Origin of the sequence: Pseudomonas sp. KB_15, assembly GCF_052114525.1 — a bacterium.
Classification (GTDB): Bacteria; Pseudomonadota; Gammaproteobacteria; order Pseudomonadales; family Pseudomonadaceae; genus Aquipseudomonas.
In genome coordinates this window covers 72,375-91,307 of sequence record NZ_JBFREX010000002.1, presented here as the reverse complement: position 1 = coordinate 91,307, position 18,933 = coordinate 72,375, and the positions used below count along the sequence as shown (strand labels likewise).

The following is an 18,933-nucleotide window of genomic DNA, read 5'->3' as shown; positions in this document are numbered from 1 at the left end:
GCGATGTCTTCAACCACTCATAAAATCGATCTCAAAAAAAGCCTGGTTGACGCGGTTCTTGCCGGCCTCGTGGCCCTGATTGTGTTCGGCCCGATTGTCGGCATCGTCCTCGATGGCTATGGCTTCAACCTGGAAACGACCCGGGTAGCCTGGATTGTCGCTATCGTCATGGCCGGTCGTTTTGCCTTGAGCCTGTTCCTGCAAACCCCAAAGGGCCTGAGAATTCTCGAAGGCTTTGAAACCACCGGCTCCGGGGTTCATGTACTGGCGCCTGATTACAAATCCCGGTTGCGCTGGATCATCCCGCTGATGATTGTCATCGCCGTGGCGTTCCCGTTTTTCTCCAACTCCTACCTGCTGGGTGTGGTCATCCTCGGGCTGATCTACGTATTGCTGGGGCTGGGATTGAACATTGTGGTCGGCCTGGCCGGCCTGCTCGACCTGGGTTACGTGGCGTTCTACGCCATCGGCGCCTACGGCCTGGCGCTCGGTTATCAGTACCTGGGGCTGGGTTTCTGGACGGTGTTGCCACTGGCGGCGATCACGGCCGGTCTGGCTGGTTGCATCCTTGGTTTCCCGGTGCTGCGCCTGCACGGTGACTACCTGGCGATCGTGACCCTGGGCTTCGGTGAAATCATTCGGTTGATCCTCAATAACTGGCTGTCCCTGACCGGCGGCCCGAATGGCATGGCAGCGCCGTTGCCAACCTTCTTCGGCATCGAGTTCGGAAAAAGGGCGAAAGAGGGCGGGGTGCCGTTTCATGAATTCTTCGGCATCGCCTACAACCCTGACGTGAAGTACTACTTCATCTACGCCGTGTTGTTCCTGGTGGTCCTGGCCGTGCTGCACATCAAGCACCGCCTGACCCGCATGCCGGTCGGCCGCGCCTGGGAAGCCCTGCGCGAAGACGAAATCGCCTGTCGTTCAATGGGTCTGAACCACGTGCTGGTCAAGCTCTCGGCATTCACCATCGGTGCTTCGACTGCCGGGCTGGCCGGGGTGTTCTTCGCCACTTACCAGGGTTTCGTCAACCCGACCTCGTTCACTTTCTTCGAGTCGGCGCTGATCCTTGCCATCGTGGTACTCGGCGGCATGGGCTCGACCATAGGTGTCGTAATTGCAGCCTTCGTGCTGACCGTGGCTCCGGAACTGCTGCGTGGCTTCGCCGAATACCGCGTGCTGCTGTTCGGCATCCTGATGGTGTTGATGATGATCTGGCGACCGCGCGGCCTGATCCGGATCAGCCGTACCGGTGTGACCCCGCGTAAAGGAGTAGCGCCATGAGCGAAGTCGTACTCAGTGTCGAAAAGCTGATGATGCACTTCGGCGGCATCAAGGCGTTGAACGATGTCAGCCTGAAAGTCCACCGCAATTCGATCTTCGCCCTGATCGGCCCCAACGGCGCCGGCAAGACCACGGTGTTCAACTGCCTGACCGGGTTCTACAAGGCCTCCGGCGGCAAGATCGAACTCAATGTGCGTGGTCAGCAGACCAACGTCATCAAGTTGCTGGGCGAGTCGTTCAAGCCAACCGATTTCGTTTCGCCGAAATCCTTCGCCAGTCGACTGTTCTACAAGGCGTTCGGTGGCACTCACCTGGTGAACCGTGCCGGGCTGGCGCGTACGTTCCAGAACATTCGCCTGTTCAAGGAAATGTCGGTGCTGGAAAACCTGCTGGTGGCCCAACACATGTGGGTCAACCGCAGCATGCTCGCCGGCATCCTCAACACCAAAGGCTACCGCAAGGCCGAAAGCGATGCGCTGGACCACGCGTTCTACTGGCTGGAAGTGGTGGACCTGGTGGATTGCGCCAACCGTCTGGCCGGTGAGCTGTCCTACGGCCAGCAACGCCGCCTGGAAATCGCCCGGGCCATGTGTACCCGTCCGCAGATCATCTGCCTCGACGAACCGGCGGCCGGCCTCAACCCTCAGGAAACCGAAGCGCTGAGCGCGATGATCCGGCTGCTGCGCGACGAGCACGATCTGACCGTGGTGCTGATCGAACACGACATGGGCATGGTTATGAGTATCTCCGACCACATCGTGGTGCTGGACCACGGCATCGTCATCGCCGAGGGCGGACCCGAAGCGATTCGTAACGATCCGAAAGTGATTGCGGCCTACCTGGGCGCCGATGAAGAGGAAGTGGTGCTATGAGCCAACCCATCCTCGAACTCAAGGAACTGGATGTGTTTTACGGGCCGATCCAGGCCCTGAAGAAAGTCTCGCTGCACATCAAGGAAGGAGAAACCGTCAGCCTGATCGGCTCCAACGGTGCCGGCAAGTCGACCCTGCTGATGTCGATTTTCGGCCAGCCAAGGGCGGCGGACGGGCAGATCCTTTATCAGGGCGTGGACATTACCCACAAGTCGTCCCACTACATCGCCTCCAACGGCATCGCGCAATCGCCGGAAGGGCGGCGGGTGTTCCCCGACATGACAGTCGAAGAAAACCTGCTGATGGGCACTATCCCTATTGGTGACAAGTACGCCAAGGAGGACATGCAACGCATGTTCGAGCTGTTCCCGCGGCTCGAAGAGCGGCGTACTCAGCGGGCGATGACCATGTCCGGTGGCGAGCAGCAGATGCTCGCCATCGCCCGGGCCCTGATGAGCCGGCCCAAGTTGTTACTGCTGGATGAGCCGAGCCTGGGCCTGGCGCCGATCGTGGTGAAGCAGATCTTCGCCACCCTGCGGGAACTGGCCAAGACCGGCATGACCATTTTCCTGGTGGAGCAGAACGCCAACCACGCCTTGCGGTTGTCGGACCGGGCGTACGTGATGGTCAACGGCGAAATCCGCATGACCGGTACCGGCAAGGAGTTGTTGGTCAACGAGGATGTGCGTAACGCCTATCTCGGCGGGCACTGAGTTTCAGTGGTTACACACAAGCCCCGGCGCGCGAGCGTATCGCGAGCAAGCTCGCTCCCACAGGGTTTTTGGCGTGCCTCCGGGAAATTGTGGAAAACAATATTCAAGAGCTCCCGAAGCGCGACATAAAGCCGCTGCAAATAGTTGTTTTGTCACGGTTTTGACTTGTCCCCGTTTGCTGTGGAGCCGGCTGTGAATAACGTGGGAGTAGCTGGCTGCAGGCCTTTGAAAACGTGGCTTGCAGAGGCGTGGTTATTTTTTGATCAGGTGTTTTTGCGCAACTCTCAGGCTGCTTTGTCAACCTTTTTGTTCGTGATGAAGCTGCGTGGATTCAGCGTGGACAAGCCTGTGGATAAGTCTGTGATTAAACTCTGGAAAGACCCGGCTGAAGGCCGTAGTTACTGGCTTGGCGCCATCGCTGGTTTGACCCGTCAGTCATGAAAATGGCCAAGGGCTACACAGCAGGTGGTTGAGGGTCAAGCAAAAAAGTTTTGAATCCCCGCGCAAAGCCTTGTGGATAGCGGCTTGCAGCTTTTTCACTTGCCCCCAAAGACTGTGGACCGGCCTGTGGATAACGTGCGCGCACATGGCTGCAGGCCACGATGGTCAAGGGCTTGCCGGGATTGAGTGTTTTTTGAACAGTTTGAACGGTGGTTGCCGCTGTGATCAAGGCCGGGCATGCTGCCTGCTGATTTTCTATTCCAATGGCTGGCGATCAGCCGAAGCAAGGAGAACACGATGTCCAACACCCTGTTTATTACCGGCGCGACCTCCGGTTTTGGTGAAGCCTGTGCCCGTCGTTTTGCCGACGCAGGCTGGAAACTGGTGCTGACAGGCCGTCGTGAAGAGCGCCTCAATGCGCTGTGCGCCGAGCTGTCGAAGCAGACCGAAGTCCATGGCCTGGTGCTCGATGTGCGTGATCGCAAGGCCATGGAAGAGGCGATTGCCAATCTGCCGCCATCCTTCGCCAAGCTGCGCGGGTTGATCAACAACGCGGGCCTGGCCCTGGGTGTCGATCCGGCACCCAAGTGCGACCTGGACGATTGGGACACCATGGTCGATACCAACGTCAAAGGCCTGATGTACAGCACCCGCTTGCTCTTGCCACGCCTGATCGCCCATGGTCGCGGCGCCGGTATCGTCAACCTGGGGTCTATCGCCGGTAACTATCCTTACCCGGGCAGCCACGTGTATGGCGCGACCAAGGCGTTCGTCAAACAATTCTCCCTGAACCTGCGGTGCGACCTGCAAGGCACGGGCGTGCGCGTCAGCAACATCGAGCCGGGCCTGTGCGAGAGCGAGTTCTCGCTGGTGCGTTTTGCCGGTGACCAGGAGCGTTACAACGCCACTTACGCAGGCGCCGAGCCGATCCAGCCGCAAGACATCGCCGAGACCATTTTCTGGGTCCTCAATGCGCCTGCGCACATCAACATCAACAGCCTGGAGCTGATGCCGGTGAGCCAGACCTGGGCCGGGTTTTCTATCGAGCGTAAGTCTTAAGACCGAGTAACGGCCAATCGCGAGCAAGCTCGCTCCCACATGGAAATGCGATCAACTGTGGGAGCGAGCTTGCTCGCGATGAGGCCGGAATAGACACAACAGGACATCAGCTAGACTCCTCCCTCAAGCAACCCGCCACACCCGGCGGTCTAGAGGTATTAGAGGAGATCCAGTGAGTAATCGAGGCGAGCAGTCGCTGCTCAAGCAATCGACCTTCCTGATGCTCGCCGTGACATTCGCCGGGATCATCACCGGTTTTGTTTCGGGCGCACAATCCATCCTGTTCGATGGCTTCTTTTCGTTAGTCGCGGCCTTCATCAAGGTGCTGATGCTGATCACCGCCAGGCTGATCGCCAAGGAAAGCAACCAGCGCTTCCAGTTCGGTTACTGGCACCTGGAACCCATGGTGCTGGTGATCGAAGGCAGCTTCCTGTTCCTGGTTGCCATTTATGCCTTTCTCAACGGTGTGTTTGGAATCATCAGTGGTGGCCGCGAGGTCGAGCTTGGTCTGGTGATCCTCTACGCAGCGGTGTTTACCGTTGTTGAACTGATTTATTTTTTCTACGTCCGCCATCGCAATCGCACACTCAAATCATCGCTGATCCAGTTCGACAACATCAGTTGGCTGGTGGACGCGATGCTGTCGGCGGGGCTGCTGGTGAGTTTCCTGATTGCGCTGCTGCTCAAGACCCAGGGTTACGACAAGTGGGCGGTGTATGTCGACCCGATGATCCTGATTCTGCTGGCCTTGGGCATGCTTCCTCCGGCGTTCAAAATCCTCGGACCGGCATTGCGCGATGTGTTGGGGATTGTCCCGGATCAACTGGACGACAAGGTGCGCCAGGTGATGGACGAGGCCAAGGTCGAGCATGGTTTCGACGACTACATTTCCTACGTGCAGAAGCACGGTCGGGCGTGTTTCATTGAGATTCACATCGTATTGCCGAAGGATTACTGGCTCGACGGAGTAGGGCAACTGGACAGTTTGCGGGAGGAGATTTCCGCGAAGCTCGGTAAGCCGGATGCAGCGCGATGGCTGACCATCAGCTTTACCGGGGATCGCAAGTGGACTGAGTGACAGGTAGGTGAGCTCTTTGAGGTCAATCGCGAGCAGGCTCGCTCCCACATGGAAATGCGATCAACTGTGGGAGCGAGCCTGCTCGCGATAGCAACCAAACAGTCAGCCGAGATATTGCGCCAACCCGCGATAACAGGTCGCCAGGTGATAAGGCGTGGTCGACGGCATGTCGCGGCGGCTGACTTCACCGTGCTCATCACGGCACTCAAACCAGCCTCCTGCGTGCAGTGAGCGCTGCTGCAATGCCTGCAACTGGCGCAGTACATTCGCTTCACTGTCCGGGCGCAGCGTCAAGGCGCGCAGGTACTCGGCCTGGGCCCAGATACGCTGCGTGGCGTCCCGGACGCCGCCATTCGGTTCGAGGTCGAGCATGGCCCGCACCGCGCCGGTCTGTTGATCGACGCCCAATTGCTCGGTGAAGGCAAAAGCACGTTGCAGCGAACCATGCAGTTTCGAGCTACGCAGCAGAGCGGATGACTCGAGCAGGTAATACCACTCGAACTGATGCCCCGGTTCAAACCAGTTATCCACAGACCCCAGCGGCTTTTCCATCAACACGCCGTGCTGCGGGTCGATAAAACGCACGTGCATGGCTGTGCATAACTCGATGAGTGCGTGCTGCACATCGAGGTCTTCACGCACCGCCAATGTGGCGAGAAATGCTTCGGCCAGGTGCATCAGCGGGTTTTGCAAAGGGCCGCTGTCCAGCGATGCCCAGTCGCGGTCGAGGGTGGCTTCGTACAGGCCGTCGCCCGTGGCGAAACGCTGGGCAACCACTTCCAGCGAGGCATTGAGTACCGATTCCACCAGCGGCTCGCGGACCATGTCCCAGTAATGGGCGCAGGCGAACAGGATGAAGGCGTGGGTGTAGAGGTCCTTACGCTGATCCAGCGGCGCCCCTTGTGCATCGACGCTGTAGAACCAGCCACCGTGCTCGGCATCGTGGAAGTGCCGCTGCAACGAGCGGAACAACGCGGCGGCACGCTCTTCGGCGCCCGGCACCTGTCCGATCAGGCTGGCAAACAGATACAACTGCCGCGCGCAGGCCATGGCCCGGTAACGTTGCGGTGGCAGCGGTTGGTGTTCGGCATCCAGCGCCTCATAGGGCAACGCCATGTCGGCGTTCCAGCCCGGGCCTTGCCAGAGCGGCACGATGACGTTCAGGAAGTGCTGTTGCACCGAGGCGAACAGGGCGGTCAATTCAGGCTGAGAGGCGGAGCGGGAAACAGGCGGCATTGGCTGGCGTCGTCACGGCAGGGGCGATTGCGCGACATGTTAGCAGAGAGGCTGACCTGAGAGAGGCTGTGTCTGTCAGGCCGCCTTCGCGGGCAAGCCCGCTCCCACATTGACCGTATGTGTACATGCGATCGTAACCACACCACAAAAACCTGTGGGAGCGGGCTTGCCCGCGAAGAGGCCGGTTCAGGCACTAGAGAACTAGCCCGCCAGCAGCCACGCCCCGGTCACCGCCGAAGCCGCGCCCGCCAGTCGCACCAACGGTGCCGCCGCCTGAGGCAACACCCGCACCAGCGCGTAACCCGCCGCATGCAACACAGCCGTCGCGGCGACAAAACCAGCAGCATAGGTCCATGGACTCGACATCTCCGGCAGCTCCAGGCCATGAGCCACGCCATGAAACAGCGCAAACAACGCCGTCGCACCCACCGCCATCACCAGCGGTGGACGCACTGCCAGAGCAACCGCCAGCCCCAAAGCCAATACGGAAGCGGCAATCCCGCTTTCCAGTGCAGGCAGGTTCATTCCTTCAAAGCCCAGCATCCCGCCGATCAACAGGGTGCCAACGAAGGTGCAAGGCAGTGCCCAGCGTGCGGCACCTTGTTGCTGTGCGGCCCACAGGCCGACCGCGAGCATCGCCAGCAAGTGATCGATGCCGCCAAGCGGATGGCTGATACCGGCGATCAAGCCATTGTCGCCATGCCCCGGATGGGCGAAGGCGAGAGCTGGCGTCAGCAGCAGGGCCAGGGCGCCGAGAATGCGTTTGAGTGTCATGGATAAGCTTCCTTGTTCAAGTGGTGATCAGGCCGCGATCAGCAAGCCCTGGCGTTCGATGAAGGCGATGATCTCCTCCAGACCCTGGCCGGTTTTCTGGTTACTGAAGACAAATGGCTTGCCGTTGCGCATGCGCTGGGTGTCGCTGTTCATCATCTCCAGCGAGGCACCGACCAGCGGCGCCAGGTCGATCTTGTTGATTACCAGCAGGTCGGACTTGCAGATCCCCGGCCCACCCTTGCGCGGCAGCTTGTCGCCGGCCGAGACGTCGATCACGTAGATGGTCAGGTCGGACAGTTCCGGGCTGAAGGTCGCAGAGAGGTTGTCGCCACCGGACTCCACCAGAATCAGGTCCAGCCCCGGGAAGCGGCGGTTCAGTTGATCCACGGCTTCAAGGTTGATCGAGGCGTCTTCGCGGATCGCCGTGTGCGGGCAGCCGCCGGTTTCCACGCCAATGATGCGTTCCGGCGCCAGGGCTTCGTTGCGCACCAGAAAGTCGGCGTCTTCGCGGGTATAGATGTCGTTGGTCACCACGGCCAGGTTGTAGCGCTCGCGCAGGGCCAGGCACAGGGCCAGGGTCAGGGCGGTTTTGCCAGAGCCGACCGGGCCGCCGATGCCGACGCGCAGGGGTTGTGTGTTCATGTGATTCTCCAAAATAACAGGCCCTAGGAACGGAACAGACGGCTGTATTGGCGCTCGTGGGCCATACACGCCAGGGACAGGCCGAAAGCGGCGCTGCCGTAATGATCGGGATGGATGTGGCTGGCGTTCTGCTGGGCCTGCTGCAACAGCGGCAACAATTCGCTGGTCAGGCGCTGGGCGGCCTGCTGGCCCAGGGGCAGGGTTTTCATCAGCACTGCCAATTGGTTTTCCAGCCAGCTCCAGAGCCACGCGGCCAGGGCGTCCTGTGGGCTGATCTGCCAGGCGCGGGCGGCCAACGCCCAACCCAGGGCCAGATGTGGCTCGCTGTGTTGCTCGAGGAAGGCGCGGGCGGGGATGTCGAGTTCCGGCAAGCCATTGAGCAACTGCTGTAACGAGTAGCCCATCTGTCGGCTCTCCTGATGCAGCTCGCGGGTTTCGCGACTGGCGCGGTGTTCCTCGCAGCGTTGCAGCAATTCGCTCCAGTTGTCCTCACTGGCGGCCACGCAATGGGCGAGCAGCAAGGGTGCTTCGAAGCGTGCCAGGTTCAGCAGCATCTGATCGCTGATCCAGCGTCGGGCGCTGGCGGGATCGTTTACCCGGCCGTTATCCACAGCCATCTCCAGCCCTTGGGAGTAGCTGTAGCCGCCAATCGGCAATTGCGGACTGGCCAGGCGCAGCAGCGCCCAGGCCGGGTTCATGGGCGTACGCCGAACTGGTGCAGTTTCGGCGCGTAGTTGAAGTCTTCATCACCGTGGCGCGAATGATGATGGCCGCCACCGTAGGCGCCATGTTCCGGCTGGAACGGAGCCTCGATATTCTCGGCATGGGCACCGAGTTGCTCGAGCATGGCCTTGAGCACATAATCGTCGAGCAGGCGCAACCAGCCGTCGCCGACTTGCAGGGCGACATGGCGGTTGCCCAGGTGATAGGCCGCGCGGGTCAGTTCGAAGGCATTGGCGCAGGTGACGTGCAGCAATTGTTCGGGGCGGGCGCAGACACGCACGATTCGCCCGTCTTCGGCCTGCAGGCATTCACCATCATGCAATGGCGACTGGCCGCGCTCCAAAAACAACCCGACGTCTTCGCCTTCGGCACTGAAACAGCGCAAACGGCTTTTGCTGCGGGCTTCGAACGTCAGGTGCAGTTCGGCGGCCCAAACGGGTTGAGGGTCGATTCTGCGATGAATCACCAGCATCGGAAGGCTTCCAGCAATGAACAATGCTCAGGCTAGAGCAAGGGGCTTGCCAATCGACATGATGCGTAGGAAATGCCTGACGGAGACGTAGGACGGGTATCGATGGAGTAAGTTTTTTGGTTGAAATTGGTGCGTTGTTTTTGATTTGCGCACCAAGTTGAAGCGGCGCGGTTCAATGTGGGAGCGAGCTTGCTCGCGAAGGCGGCAGTACATGCAATATGTATGTATCTGACACACCGCTATCGCGAGCAAGCTCGCTCCCACATTGATTGCATCAGCCTGGAGGAATGGGCTTTACTCGGTACTGCCGAGCCCTTGCCAATGCTTCAGGCCGATAAAGATAAACCGCAGTTGCTGGGTGATTTTCGCCTGGGGCGTCAGGTGTTCAGGCAAGGCCTCGGCTGGTGGATCGATGATGTCCGGCAGGGTGGCGAACACGCTTTTGACGATCAGATCGGCCATGACGCTCAGGTCGGCGATATCCAGATGCTGCAGTTTCGGCATCAGTGACAAATCTGCCGCCAGGTCCGAACTGATGTCTTCACGCAAACGGCCGATGGCCTTGCGCACCGGCAGCGAGCCACCGTACTGCTCGCGGGCGAGAAACAGGAACTGCGAACGGTTGGCGCTGACCACGTCGAGAAAGATCCGCACCGAGGCATCGATGATGCCGCCCATCACGAATTCGTTGTGCCGCACCAGGCGAATGGTTTCGCGGAATGTCTGGCCGACTTCGCTGACCAGCACCAGGCCCAGTTCATCCATATCGGCAAAATGACGGTAGAAACCGGTCGGTACGATCCCGGCGGTTTTCGCTACTTCACGCAGGCTCAGGCTGCCGAATCCTCGGCCGCCATCCATCAGGCGCCGGGCAGCGTCCATCAGGGCGTTACGGGTTTGTTGTTTCTGTTCGGCGCGGGGCAGCATCGCAAGGGCGTTTTCTGGACAGGGACGCGGCGCACTCTAGCAAATCGGCTTTGCCGGCGTCGAACGACTGTATGGGGGATCACGCGGGGAAGTGCGGTATCTATCAAGCGGACCGCTGAAAAGTCAAAAGCCCAATCCGGGGATTGGGCTTTTTTTCAAGGCGGCCATGGGGCTTAGCTCACGGCGCTGTTGCGTTCGATTACACGGTCACCACCACCTTCAGCGAGGGTCTGGCCTTGTGGGGTGCGATCCGAACCGCCTTCAGCGAGGGTCTGGCCTTGTGGGGTGCGATCCGAACCGTCAGCGGCGAGGGTCTGGCCCTGTGGGGTGCGATCGGTACCGTCAGCGGCGAGGGTCTGGCCCTGTGGGGTGCGATCGGTACCGTCAGCAGCGAGGGTCTGGCCTTGTGGGGTGCGATCGGTACCGTCAGCAGCGAGGGTCTGGCCTTGTGGGGTGCGATCCGAACCGTCAGCAGCCAGGGTTTGGCCTTGTGGAGTGCGGTCCGAGCCATCCTGAGTGATCAGGCCTTTTTCTTTCAGGCGATCATTACCGCCTTCGGCGAGGGTCTGGCCTTGTGGAGTACGGTCGGAACCATCAGCGGCGACGGTCTGGCTGAACACCGAGCGGCTGTCTTTCACTTGTGGTGTAGCCTGGTCAGCGGCAGGCAGGGCAAATGCGGTGCTGGCCAGCATCGAGAGGGTAAGGCTAAGCAGTAATTGGCGTTTCATGATTATTTTTGCTCCTTGGGAGTGCGAATAAGTGGGTACGAGAGCAATGCTACTCTCGATAAGTCGATATGAAAGTTCATAAACGCAATGGTAATAATCAACGGAATTGATTGTTTGCTGCAGGCCCTCTAGAACGGGCATTTCCGGCGATCGGTTTTGCACTGAAGTGGGTATTTTCGACCCATCCGTGACGTGCAAAAGTGCGGGGGGCGGTAACGCTGATCGACTGGTCGGTCGGTATTGGACTGGGCGAGTTCGGCGAAATCGGTCTTTCGATTAAACCTGCCGGGTTTTTATCAGTCGTAGACTTCATGACGGGCCGCTTCCGGCTCGCCGTTTCACCTGTGCGTCGCAGTCGGGGCGCTCAGTCGTATCAGGAGCCCTGTGCAATGACGCGCACTCAAAAAACGTTTGTCTGGACCCTTTCCACCTTCCTTACCTTGTTGCTGGTGCTGGTGCTGATCATCGTGTTCTTCGACTGGAACCGGATCAAACCGCCACTCAACGCCAAAGTTTCCGAAGAACTGCACCGCGCTTTTGCCATCAACGGCAATCTGTCGGTGGTCTGGCAGCCCGAGCCCGATGAAAGCGGCTGGCGCGCCTGGGTGCCGTGGCCCCACGTGGTGGCCGAGGACCTCAGCCTGGGCAATCCGGACTGGTCAAAACAACCGCAGATGGTCACCCTCAAGCGTGTCGAATTGCGTATTTCACCCTTGGCCTTGCTGGCGCAGCGGGTGGTGATCCCGCGTATCGATCTCACCGAGCCGAATGCCCAGCTGCAACGCCTGGCTGACGGGCGCGCCAACTGGACGTTCAAGTTCGACCCCAAAGACCCGAACGCCGAGCCTTCCAGCTGGGTGGTGGATATCGGCGCGATCGGCTTCGACAAGGGCCGCGTCACCCTCGACGACCAGAACCTGAAGACTCAACTCGACGTACTGATCGATCCATTGGGCAAACCGGTTCCGTTCAGCGATATCGTCGGCGACAAAGCGGCGAAAGCCGCGCAGGAAAAGGGCTCGTCACCCCAGGATTATGCGTTCGCCCTCAAGGTCAACGGCGAGTACCACGGCCAGAAACTCGCGGGCCAGGGCAAGATTGGCGGGCTATTGGCGCTGCAGGACGCGGCGCGGCCGTTTCCGCTTCAGGCACAGGTGAAGATCGCCGATTCCAGCGTCGAACTGGCCGGCACCCTGACCGATCCGCTGAATCTCGGCGCCCTGGACCTGCGCCTGAAACTGGCCGGCACCAGCCTGGGCAACCTCTACCCGCTGACCGGCGTGATCCTGCCGGACACGCCGCCCTATGCCACCGACGGCCACCTGATCGCCAAGCTGCACGAGACGGGAGGCGCGGTGTTCCGCTATGAAGAGTTCAACGGCCAGATCGGCGACAGTGACATCCATGGCAATCTGACTTACGTGGCCAGCCAGCCACGGCCAAAACTCAGCGGCTCGCTGCTGTCCAATCAATTGCTGTTCGCTGACCTGGCCCCGTTGATCGGCGCCGACTCCAACGCCAAACAGAAGGCCCGTGGCGGCGACAGTAAACAACCGGCGGACAAAGTGCTGCCGGTCGAAGAGTTCAAGACCGATCGCTGGCGCGACATGGACGCCGATGTCGAGTTCACCGGCAAACGCATCATGCACAGCGAAAAACTGCCATTCAACGACCTCTATACCCATCTGGTGCTCACCGATGGCGTGCTCAGCCTCGAGCCGCTGCGCTTCGGCGTGGCGGGCGGCAAACTGGATGCGCAAATTCGCCTGAACGGCCACACCGATCCACTGGAAGGCCAGGCCAGGATCACTGCGCGTGGCTTCAAGCTCAAGCAGTTGTTTCCTGGCTTTGAACCGATGAAAACCAGTTTCGGCGAACTCAACGGCGATGCTGATATCAACGGACGCGGCAATTCGGTGGCCAAGCTGCTGGGCAGTGCCAATGGCAATCTGAAAATGCTGATCAATGATGGCGCCATCAGTCGCGAATTGATGGAGCTGGCGGGCCTGAACGTCGGCAACTATGTGGTCGGCAAGATCTTTGGCGACAAGGAAGTGAAGATCAACTGCGCGGCTGCCGACTTCGGTATCCAGTCCGGCCTGGCGAGTACCCGCTTGTTTGTGTTCGACACCGAGAACGCCGTCGTCTACATCGACGGCACCGCGAACATGGCGACTGAACAGCTGGACCTGACCATCACCCCGGAATCCAAGGGGTGGCGCCTGATTTCATTGCGCTCGCCACTGTATGTGCGCGGCAAGTTCATCAAACCCGATGCCGGGGTCAAGGCCGTGCCGTTGATGCTGCGCGGAGCCGGGATGGTGGCGCTGGGCGTAATCGCCGCACCGGCGGCAGGGTTGCTGGCACTGGTGGCGCCAAGCGGCGGTGAGGCGAACCAGTGCGCGCCATTGCTGGAGCAAATGAAGGCGGGCAAGGCGCCTGTCACCGTCAAACCAGCCAAATAATCGAGTGCCTGCAAAACCGCCATCGCGAGCAAGCTCGCTCCCACAGGGGATCTGTGTATGCAGGACCAATGTGGGAGCGAGCTTGCTCGCGATGGCGACTTGGCAGCCGCAACCATTCTCACGCCAGAGCATGTCCCGACGCCAACGCCTCTTCGCTTAACCACGCAAAAAACGCCCGAACCGGTGGATGACGTTCGCGTCCCGGCACGCACAGTGCGCTGTAGCCGGCGCCATCGACCTGGATTTCCCCCCGGTACGGCAACAACAGACCACTGGCCACGCTTTCCGACACCAGAATATTGCTTGCCAACACCAGGCCTTGCCCGGCAATCGCCGCTTGCAGGGCGTAATGCTCTTCGTCGTATTCGCGCACGGCGGGCCGGCCGCTCAGCCAGGTTTCGCCGGAGCGAGCGCACCAGGCCTCCCAGCCGTGGGCATAGAGTTTGGAGTTGTGCCAGCGCACGCTGATCAGTGTCGGGGCGCGACTCGACGCCAAGGCCACTTGTTCGGGCGAGCCATAGACACCGAAGGACTCATCGAACAGGCACTGGCCGTACAGGTTGGGGTAATCGTCGAGACTGTAACGCAGCACCAGATCGACACTGGCGTCCTGATGCAGATCGATGACTTCGCAGTGGGTATCGAGGCGCACGTTGATGTTCGGGTGTCGGGCGTAGAAACGTCCCAGCCGTGGCACCAGCCACAGGGCGGCGAAGGCAGCTGTGGTGGAGACCGTCAGGTTGGCGCTGCTGCGTTGCGGGCGCAGGGTCTCGACACTTTGCGCGACTTCCAGAAAAGCCCCGTGCAGGCTCTGGAACAGCCGTTCGCCGCATTCGGTCAGGCGCACCTGGCGTGGCAGGCGCTCGAACAACGGCACGCCGAGCCAGCTCTCCAGGGAGCGGATCTGATGAGACACCGCCGTCGGGGTGACGGACAGTTCCTCGGCGGCAGCCTTGAAGCTCAACAGGCGTGAGGCGGATTCAAAGGCCCGCAGGGCGGTCAACGGCAACGAGGCAAACATTGAATACTCCATGGGTGAAATAGATTCATCCAGACTGATTTTTGCTCATTTGAAGAGGAGCAGCTACGAGCCTCAAGCTGCAAGCCACAAGCCGTTTGAGTTTAGTCCTTGAGGAGGTTCAGATGAGTAAAATTCTTGCCGTTCATGCCAGCCCCCGTGGTGATCGCTCGCATTCGCGCCGTTTGGCCGAAGTGTTTCTGACGGCCTGGCAGGCCCGTCATCCACACGCGCAACTGACCCGACGCGAAGTCGGGCGGGCGCTGATACCGCCGGTCAACGAGGCATTCGTGGCCGCCGCGTTTTACCCCGAGCCCGCCGCTCGGCCACTGTCGATGCAGGCCGATCTGGCGCTCAGCGACGAACTGGTCGGCGAACTGCTTGGCCACGATGTGTTGCTGATCTCCACGCCGATGCACAACTTCAGCGTACCGAGCGGGCTCAAGGCCTGGATCGATCAGATCGTGCGCGTCGGGGTGACCTTTGATCACACCCTGGACAACGGCGTGGCCCAGTACCAACCGTTGGTGCAGGGAAAAAAAGCCCTGATCATCACCAGCCGTGGCGGCTTCGGTTTTGGCCCGGGAGGTGAGCTGGAAGCCATGAACCATGCCGACACGCTACTGCGCACGGTGCTGGGCTTCATTGGCATCACCGACGTCACCGTGGTCGCGGCCGAGGGCGAAGAGTCCGAGGCGCGCACCTTTGAGGTCTCTGCCGCCGAGGCTGAACAGCGCTTGCTCGCGCTGGCCGGGGAGTTCTAGATGGCCTGGCTGTTTCTGCTGATCGCCGCCGGGTTTGAAGTCACCTTCGCCATGGGCATGAAATATGCCGAGGGCTTCACCCGGCTCTGGCCTTCGCTGATCACTGTGGTGGCAGCCGTGGGCGGGATCTACTTCCTGACCCTGGCCATGCGCGAGTTGCCGGTGAGCATCGCATACCCGATCTGGACCGCCATCGGTTCACTGGGCACGGTGTTCCTCGGGTTCGCACTGCTGGGGGAAAGCCTGAGCGTGATCAAGCTGGTCTCGGTCGGGCTGATCGTGGCGGGCGTGGTGGGGTTGAAGTAGGGCGGATGACATAGACTTGTCATCTTCGCTGGCGATGCTTGGCGGATGTCTTGCATCCCGCCTTGCGTCTACTCCCGATCACAAGGATGTCCGCCCATGTCGCAAGGTTCTGCCCCGCGCTACCCGCTGGTGTTAGTCCCGGGAATGCTCGGATTCATCCGTCTGGTGCTTTATCCGTACTGGTACGGGATCGTCGAAGCGTTACACCACGCAGGTGCGGTGGTGTTCGCGGTGCAGGTCTCGCCGCTCAACTCCACCGAAGTGCGCGGTGAGCAACTGTTGGCGCGGATTGAGGAAATCCTGCGGGAAACCGGGGCCGACAAGGTCAACCTGATCGGTCACAGCCAAGGCTCATTGACCGCTCGCTACGCCGCCGCCAGGCGTCCGGAGCTCGTCGCATCGGTGACTTCGGTGGCGGGGCCGAACCATGGTTCTGAGCTTGCCGATTACCTGCACAAGCATTATCCCCATGACAGCGTCCGTGGTCGCCTGCTCTGCTTTTTACTGCGGATGGTCTGCGCGCTGATGGGGTTGCTGGATACCGGTTACCGCGGACCGAAGCTGCCGGTGGATATCCATGCGTCCCATCACTCCCTCACCAGCGCGGGCGTGGCGCTGTTCAACCGGCGTTATCCACAGGGCTTGCCCGAAATCTGGGGCGGTCACGGACCGGAAGAGGTCAACGGCGTGCGCTATTACTCCTGGTCCGGCACCTTGCAGCCGGGCATTACCGATCGCGGGCGCAATCTGCTGGACGGTACCAACCGCAGTTGCCGACTGTTCGCCAAGACCTTCGTCCGCGAAGCCGGGCATTGCGACGGCATGGTCGGGCGCTACAGCTCGCACCTGGGGACGGTGATTGGAGATGAGTATCCACTGGATCACTTCGATATCGTCAATCAGTCGCTGGGGCTGGTCGGCAAGGGGGCCGAGCCGATCCGGTTGTTTGTCGAGCATGCGGCGCGGCTAAGCACGGCTGGACTTTAGACCGCGTTATCGTTCTTCGCGAGCAAGCCCGCTCCCACATGGGAATGCATTCCAAATGTGGGAGCGGGCTTGCCCGCGAAAGCGCCGGATCAGGCAACGCTTATCTTGCGACCAAGCACGGTGGTCCAACGCTCGGAAACAATCACCCCGCCCAGCGTCAACACACCACCTACCAAGTGATACATCGCCAACTGCTCATGCAACACCACCGCTGCAATCAATGCGGTGATCAACGGCAGCAAATTGAAAAACTGCGTGGTACGGCTCGGCCCCAAACGCACCACCGCCTGCATCCACGCCAGCGGCGCGACCATCGAAGCCAGCAGGCAGGCGTACAGCACCAGCGGAATGTTCTGCAGGGTCGGGCCAACTTTCGGTGAGGCGAGGAACAGCGGAAACAGAACCACCACGGCCACCAGCACCTGCAAATACAGGAGCACCAGCGGCGGCAGTTTCAACTGCCATTTTTTCAACAGAGTGCTGTAGACCGCATAGGCCAGGGTGGCGACCAGCATCATCGCGTCGCCCAGGTTGACCCCGTGTTCCAGTAATGATCCAAGGCTGCCGGACGACACCACCACCAGAACACCGGCGAACGACAGCACCGCACCGGCCAGGGCACCCATGGTCAGGCGCTGGCCGAGGCTGATGATCGCCATGGCGAGCGACATCAGCGGCATCAGCGACAGGATGATGCCCATGTTGGTGGCCGAGGTCAGGCTAGCGGCGAAATACGCCAGGCTTTGATAAACGGCCATGCCCAGTACCCCGAGGACAAAGATCTTGCCCAGTTTCGGACGGATCAGCGGCCAATGGGCGAGCACCGGTTTGAGCATGAAGGGCGTGAACAGCAATCCGGCCAGCAGCCAGCGGTAGAAACCGATCTCGGCGGGGAAAATCGCCCCGGCCGACATTTTGGTGATCACGGTGTTGCCGGCCCAGATGAAAATGGCCAGCAAGGGATAAGCGTATTGCATCGGAAAAAACCAGAACATTAATGAAGTGCAATTATCCGCTTGTCTGGATGCAAGCCTATACTTCTATCCGGACAACCCGCCCCTGATGACAGACAGCATGAGCAATAAACACATCGACCTGCTGGATTTCAGCGAACTGCCGTCGGCGGTGTACTTTCGTTACGCCGATTTCGACGCCCACGAATACGCGGCCCCCCATCGACATCCCTGGGGGACGCTGGAATATGCAGCCCACGGCGTGCTGCACATGGACGTCGAGGGCAGCCGCTTCATGTCGCCACCGCAATACGCGGTGTGGGTACCGCCACAGATCGAGCACAGTTTCTATAGCCACCAACCGGTCAACTACCGCGCCGTGTGCCTGGCGCCCAAGGTGTGCGCCGATCTGCCGTCGCGAGCCTGTACCTTGGCCATCAGCGACATCCTCAAGGCGATCCTCAAGGACTTCGCCGCCCGGGACGTGCAAATTCCCGAGCAGGCCGCCGACCAGCGCCTGGCCCAGGTATTGGTGGATCAACTGCAACAGGCCCCGGTGCACGAGTGTTACCTGCCCTACGCCAGCAGCCCCGGATTGCTGGGGATTCTGGAAGCGTTGCAGGCCGATCCGGGGGATAACCAGCCGCTGGCAGAATGGGCCGCACGCATCCATGTCAGCGAGCGCACCCTGGCGCGGCAGTTCGTGCGGGAGCTGGGCATGAGTTTCGGTGAGTGGCGCCAGCGCCTGCGCTTTCTGGCAGCGATTGAAGCACTGGATAGCCAGCGCAGCATTCAAGAGATCGCCTTCGACATGGGCTACAGCACCAGCTCAGCGTTTATCGCGATGTTCCAGCGCCAGGCCGGGTGTACACCGGAGCAGTACCGACGCAGCCATCTGGAGAACAGGAAGGTGTAACAGGGGTTGTCTACACTCCAGTACAAGGCCGCGCCCCTCGGTGTGGCGACCAGGAGAAAACTCCATGAAGATGTTGCGTGCCCCTTTGTTGATGATCGGTTTGCTGCTCTGTTCCCAGGGCTTCGCTGCCACTGCCCAACAGGAAAAGATGACTACCTGCAACGCCGACGCCACGGCCAAAAGCCTCAAGGGCGACGAGCGCAAAGCCTTCATGAGCACCTGCCTGAAGGCCGCACCGGCGGCAAACGATGCCGGCAAGGCCTTGACGCCGCAGCAAGAGAAAATGAAAACCTGCAACGCCGACGCCGCCACCAAAGCCCTCAAGGGTGATGAGCGCAAGGCGTTCATGAGTGATTGCCTGAAGAAAAAATAAACATAGGGCTGAAAAATGTGGGAGCTGTGAGGGCCCCATCGCGAGCAGGCTCGCTCCCACAGTGGAACCGGGCACGCCGGACAAATGTGGGAGCGAGCCTGCTCGCGATGAGGCCGGTCGGGGCACGGCAAAAGAACCTGAACCCCCACTAAGGTCGCCCCACACAATCCCTAGTGCTCGCCCCGGATCGCTGGCAGACTGC

General features: G+C 60.5%; 21 protein-coding genes. 12 read left to right on the top strand and 9 right to left on the bottom strand.

The features are described from left to right. Positions 1 to 3 precede the first annotated feature (3 nt). From livM to AB4Z35_RS02865, 6 genes are all read left to right on the top strand, one after another. Positions 4 to 1,284, top strand: coding sequence for a high-affinity branched-chain amino acid ABC transporter permease LivM (gene livM / locus AB4Z35_RS02890; protein ID WP_442095971.1), 1,281 nt, complete (start codon positions 4 to 6; stop codon positions 1,282 to 1,284). Then, the gene (locus AB4Z35_RS02885; RefSeq protein WP_442095970.1) at positions 1,281 to 2,156 is read left to right on the top strand and encodes an ABC transporter ATP-binding protein; all 876 of its coding nucleotides are present in this window, start codon (positions 1,281 to 1,283) and stop codon (positions 2,154 to 2,156) included. The genes livM and AB4Z35_RS02885 overlap by 4 nt, the downstream gene beginning before the upstream one ends. Then, positions 2,153 to 2,869, top strand: coding sequence for an ABC transporter ATP-binding protein (locus AB4Z35_RS02880; RefSeq protein ID WP_008016858.1), 717 nt, complete (start codon positions 2,153 to 2,155; stop codon positions 2,867 to 2,869). Before AB4Z35_RS02885 ends, AB4Z35_RS02880 begins: the two co-directional genes overlap by 4 nt. A gap of 192 nt (positions 2,870 to 3,061) precedes the next feature. Beyond that, positions 3,062 to 3,310: a hypothetical protein gene (locus AB4Z35_RS02875; protein WP_442095969.1), complete on the top strand. Its 249-nt coding sequence runs from the start codon at positions 3,062 to 3,064 to the stop codon at positions 3,308 to 3,310. Positions 3,311 to 3,607: 297 nt separating this feature from the next. Beyond that, on the top strand, positions 3,608 to 4,369 hold the full coding sequence (locus AB4Z35_RS02870) for an SDR family oxidoreductase (RefSeq protein WP_104451541.1): 762 nt from the start codon (positions 3,608 to 3,610) through the stop codon (positions 4,367 to 4,369). 172 nt (positions 4,370 to 4,541) lie between these two features. Then, entirely contained in the window at positions 4,542 to 5,447 is a 906-nt protein-coding gene (locus tag AB4Z35_RS02865; RefSeq protein ID WP_442095968.1) for a cation diffusion facilitator family transporter, read from the top strand. 102 nt (positions 5,448 to 5,549) lie between these two features. Here the strand turns inward: AB4Z35_RS02865 and AB4Z35_RS02860 are convergent, their stop codons facing one another. The 7 genes from AB4Z35_RS02860 to AB4Z35_RS02830 all read right to left on the bottom strand — a co-directional run bounded on the left by AB4Z35_RS02860 (position 5,550) and on the right by AB4Z35_RS02830 (position 10,949). Continuing rightward, positions 5,550 to 6,683 carry an AGE family epimerase/isomerase gene (locus tag AB4Z35_RS02860; protein ID WP_442095967.1) on the bottom strand — a complete coding sequence of 378 codons (1,134 nt, stop codon included), beginning with the start codon at positions 6,681 to 6,683 and terminating at the stop codon, positions 5,550 to 5,552. A gap of 201 nt (positions 6,684 to 6,884) precedes the next feature. Further along, complete coding sequence (locus AB4Z35_RS02855) at positions 6,885 to 7,457, bottom strand: HupE/UreJ family protein (protein WP_442095966.1); 573 nt, start codon at positions 7,455 to 7,457, stop codon at positions 6,885 to 6,887. A gap of 27 nt (positions 7,458 to 7,484) precedes the next feature. Then, positions 7,485 to 8,099 carry an urease accessory protein UreG gene (ureG, locus tag AB4Z35_RS02850; protein ID WP_442095965.1) on the bottom strand — a complete coding sequence of 205 codons (615 nt, stop codon included), beginning with the start codon at positions 8,097 to 8,099 and terminating at the stop codon, positions 7,485 to 7,487. Positions 8,100 to 8,122: 23 nt separating this feature from the next. Beyond that, positions 8,123 to 8,797, bottom strand: a complete 675-nt coding sequence (locus AB4Z35_RS02845; protein WP_442095964.1) for an urease accessory protein UreF — start codon at positions 8,795 to 8,797, stop codon at positions 8,123 to 8,125. Further along, positions 8,794 to 9,294 carry an urease accessory protein UreE gene (gene ureE / locus AB4Z35_RS02840; RefSeq protein WP_442095963.1) on the bottom strand — a complete coding sequence of 167 codons (501 nt, stop codon included), beginning with the start codon at positions 9,292 to 9,294 and terminating at the stop codon, positions 8,794 to 8,796. Before ureE ends, AB4Z35_RS02845 begins: the two co-directional genes overlap by 4 nt. 294 nt (positions 9,295 to 9,588) lie before the next feature. Continuing rightward, positions 9,589 to 10,221 carry a TetR family transcriptional regulator gene (locus AB4Z35_RS02835; RefSeq protein WP_007991209.1) on the bottom strand — a complete coding sequence of 211 codons (633 nt, stop codon included), beginning with the start codon at positions 10,219 to 10,221 and terminating at the stop codon, positions 9,589 to 9,591. Positions 10,222 to 10,394: 173 nt separating this feature from the next. Beyond that, a complete protein-coding gene (locus tag AB4Z35_RS02830) occupies positions 10,395 to 10,949 on the bottom strand; it encodes a hypothetical protein (RefSeq protein ID WP_442095962.1) in 555 nt (184 codons plus the stop codon). Positions 10,950 to 11,338: 389 nt separating this feature from the next. Here AB4Z35_RS02830 and AB4Z35_RS02825 point away from each other — a divergent pair, with 389 nt between their 5' ends. Continuing rightward, positions 11,339 to 13,414 (top strand): AsmA family protein, encoded by a 2,076-nt coding sequence (locus AB4Z35_RS02825; protein ID WP_442095961.1) that lies wholly within the window; start codon positions 11,339 to 11,341, stop codon positions 13,412 to 13,414. Positions 13,415 to 13,532: 118 nt separating this feature from the next. On the opposite strand, the gene AB4Z35_RS02820 is transcribed toward AB4Z35_RS02825, so the two are convergent. Beyond that, the gene (locus tag AB4Z35_RS02820) at positions 13,533 to 14,447 is read right to left on the bottom strand and encodes a LysR substrate-binding domain-containing protein (protein WP_442095960.1); all 915 of its coding nucleotides are present in this window, start codon (positions 14,445 to 14,447) and stop codon (positions 13,533 to 13,535) included. A gap of 110 nt (positions 14,448 to 14,557) precedes the next feature. Between AB4Z35_RS02820 and AB4Z35_RS02815 the strand changes: the two genes are divergently transcribed. The 3 genes from AB4Z35_RS02815 to AB4Z35_RS02805 all read left to right on the top strand — a co-directional run bounded on the left by AB4Z35_RS02815 (position 14,558) and on the right by AB4Z35_RS02805 (position 16,489). Further along, complete coding sequence (locus AB4Z35_RS02815; RefSeq protein ID WP_442095959.1) at positions 14,558 to 15,196, top strand: FMN-dependent NADH-azoreductase; 639 nt, start codon at positions 14,558 to 14,560, stop codon at positions 15,194 to 15,196. Next, a complete protein-coding gene (locus tag AB4Z35_RS02810) occupies positions 15,197 to 15,502 on the top strand; it encodes a DMT family transporter (RefSeq protein WP_442095958.1) in 306 nt (101 codons plus the stop codon). It begins immediately after the preceding gene. Between the two features lie 96 nt (positions 15,503 to 15,598). Continuing rightward, on the top strand, positions 15,599 to 16,489 hold the full coding sequence (locus tag AB4Z35_RS02805; RefSeq protein WP_442095957.1) for an alpha/beta fold hydrolase: 891 nt from the start codon (positions 15,599 to 15,601) through the stop codon (positions 16,487 to 16,489). Between the two features lie 89 nt (positions 16,490 to 16,578). Here the strand turns inward: AB4Z35_RS02805 and AB4Z35_RS02800 are convergent, their stop codons facing one another. Next, positions 16,579 to 17,466: a DMT family transporter gene (locus tag AB4Z35_RS02800; protein WP_442095956.1), complete on the bottom strand. Its 888-nt coding sequence runs from the start codon at positions 17,464 to 17,466 to the stop codon at positions 16,579 to 16,581. A gap of 97 nt (positions 17,467 to 17,563) precedes the next feature. Between AB4Z35_RS02800 and AB4Z35_RS02795 the strand changes: the two genes are divergently transcribed. Both AB4Z35_RS02795 and AB4Z35_RS02790 read left to right on the top strand, forming a co-directional pair. After that, the gene (locus tag AB4Z35_RS02795) at positions 17,564 to 18,358 is read left to right on the top strand and encodes an AraC family transcriptional regulator (protein ID WP_442095955.1); all 795 of its coding nucleotides are present in this window, start codon (positions 17,564 to 17,566) and stop codon (positions 18,356 to 18,358) included. A 64-nt stretch (positions 18,359 to 18,422) separates the two neighbouring features. After that, the gene (locus AB4Z35_RS02790) at positions 18,423 to 18,731 is read left to right on the top strand and encodes a PsiF family protein (protein WP_442095954.1); all 309 of its coding nucleotides are present in this window, start codon (positions 18,423 to 18,425) and stop codon (positions 18,729 to 18,731) included. Positions 18,732 to 18,933 lie beyond the last annotated feature (202 nt).

What these genes read in the sequence shown, in the direction of transcription:
- AB4Z35_RS02880 (WP_008016858.1), top strand. Translation starts at nt 2,153, where the DNA reads ATGAGCCAACCCATCCTCGAACTCAAGGAACTGGATGTGTTTTACGGG.
- AB4Z35_RS02795 (WP_442095955.1), top strand. Translation starts at nt 17,564, where the DNA reads ATGAGCAATAAACACATCGACCTGCTGGATTTCAGCGAACTGCCGTCG.
- AB4Z35_RS02885 (WP_442095970.1), top strand. Translation starts at nt 1,281, where the DNA reads ATGAGCGAAGTCGTACTCAGTGTCGAAAAGCTGATGATGCACTTCGGC.
- AB4Z35_RS02830 (WP_442095962.1), bottom strand. Translation starts at nt 10,949, where the DNA reads ATGAAACGCCAATTACTGCTTAGCCTTACCCTCTCGATGCTGGCCAGC.
- AB4Z35_RS02835 (WP_007991209.1), bottom strand. Translation starts at nt 10,221, where the DNA reads ATGCTGCCCCGCGCCGAACAGAAACAACAAACCCGTAACGCCCTGATG.
- AB4Z35_RS02815 (WP_442095959.1), top strand. Translation starts at nt 14,558, where the DNA reads ATGAGTAAAATTCTTGCCGTTCATGCCAGCCCCCGTGGTGATCGCTCG.
- AB4Z35_RS02845 (WP_442095964.1), bottom strand. Translation starts at nt 8,797, where the DNA reads ATGAACCCGGCCTGGGCGCTGCTGCGCCTGGCCAGTCCGCAATTGCCG.
- livM (WP_442095971.1), top strand. Translation starts at nt 4, where the DNA reads ATGTCTTCAACCACTCATAAAATCGATCTCAAAAAAAGCCTGGTTGAC.
- AB4Z35_RS02860 (WP_442095967.1), bottom strand. Translation starts at nt 6,683, where the DNA reads ATGCCGCCTGTTTCCCGCTCCGCCTCTCAGCCTGAATTGACCGCCCTG.
- AB4Z35_RS02790 (WP_442095954.1), top strand. Translation starts at nt 18,423, where the DNA reads ATGAAGATGTTGCGTGCCCCTTTGTTGATGATCGGTTTGCTGCTCTGT.
- AB4Z35_RS02825 (WP_442095961.1), top strand. Translation starts at nt 11,339, where the DNA reads ATGACGCGCACTCAAAAAACGTTTGTCTGGACCCTTTCCACCTTCCTT.
- AB4Z35_RS02810 (WP_442095958.1), top strand. Translation starts at nt 15,197, where the DNA reads ATGGCCTGGCTGTTTCTGCTGATCGCCGCCGGGTTTGAAGTCACCTTC.
- AB4Z35_RS02870 (WP_104451541.1), top strand. Translation starts at nt 3,608, where the DNA reads ATGTCCAACACCCTGTTTATTACCGGCGCGACCTCCGGTTTTGGTGAA.
- AB4Z35_RS02805 (WP_442095957.1), top strand. Translation starts at nt 15,599, where the DNA reads ATGTCGCAAGGTTCTGCCCCGCGCTACCCGCTGGTGTTAGTCCCGGGA.
- AB4Z35_RS02855 (WP_442095966.1), bottom strand. Translation starts at nt 7,457, where the DNA reads ATGACACTCAAACGCATTCTCGGCGCCCTGGCCCTGCTGCTGACGCCA.
- AB4Z35_RS02800 (WP_442095956.1), bottom strand. Translation starts at nt 17,466, where the DNA reads ATGCAATACGCTTATCCCTTGCTGGCCATTTTCATCTGGGCCGGCAAC.
- AB4Z35_RS02820 (WP_442095960.1), bottom strand. Translation starts at nt 14,447, where the DNA reads ATGGAGTATTCAATGTTTGCCTCGTTGCCGTTGACCGCCCTGCGGGCC.
- ureG (WP_442095965.1), bottom strand. Translation starts at nt 8,099, where the DNA reads ATGAACACACAACCCCTGCGCGTCGGCATCGGCGGCCCGGTCGGCTCT.
- ureE (WP_442095963.1), bottom strand. Translation starts at nt 9,294, where the DNA reads ATGCTGGTGATTCATCGCAGAATCGACCCTCAACCCGTTTGGGCCGCC.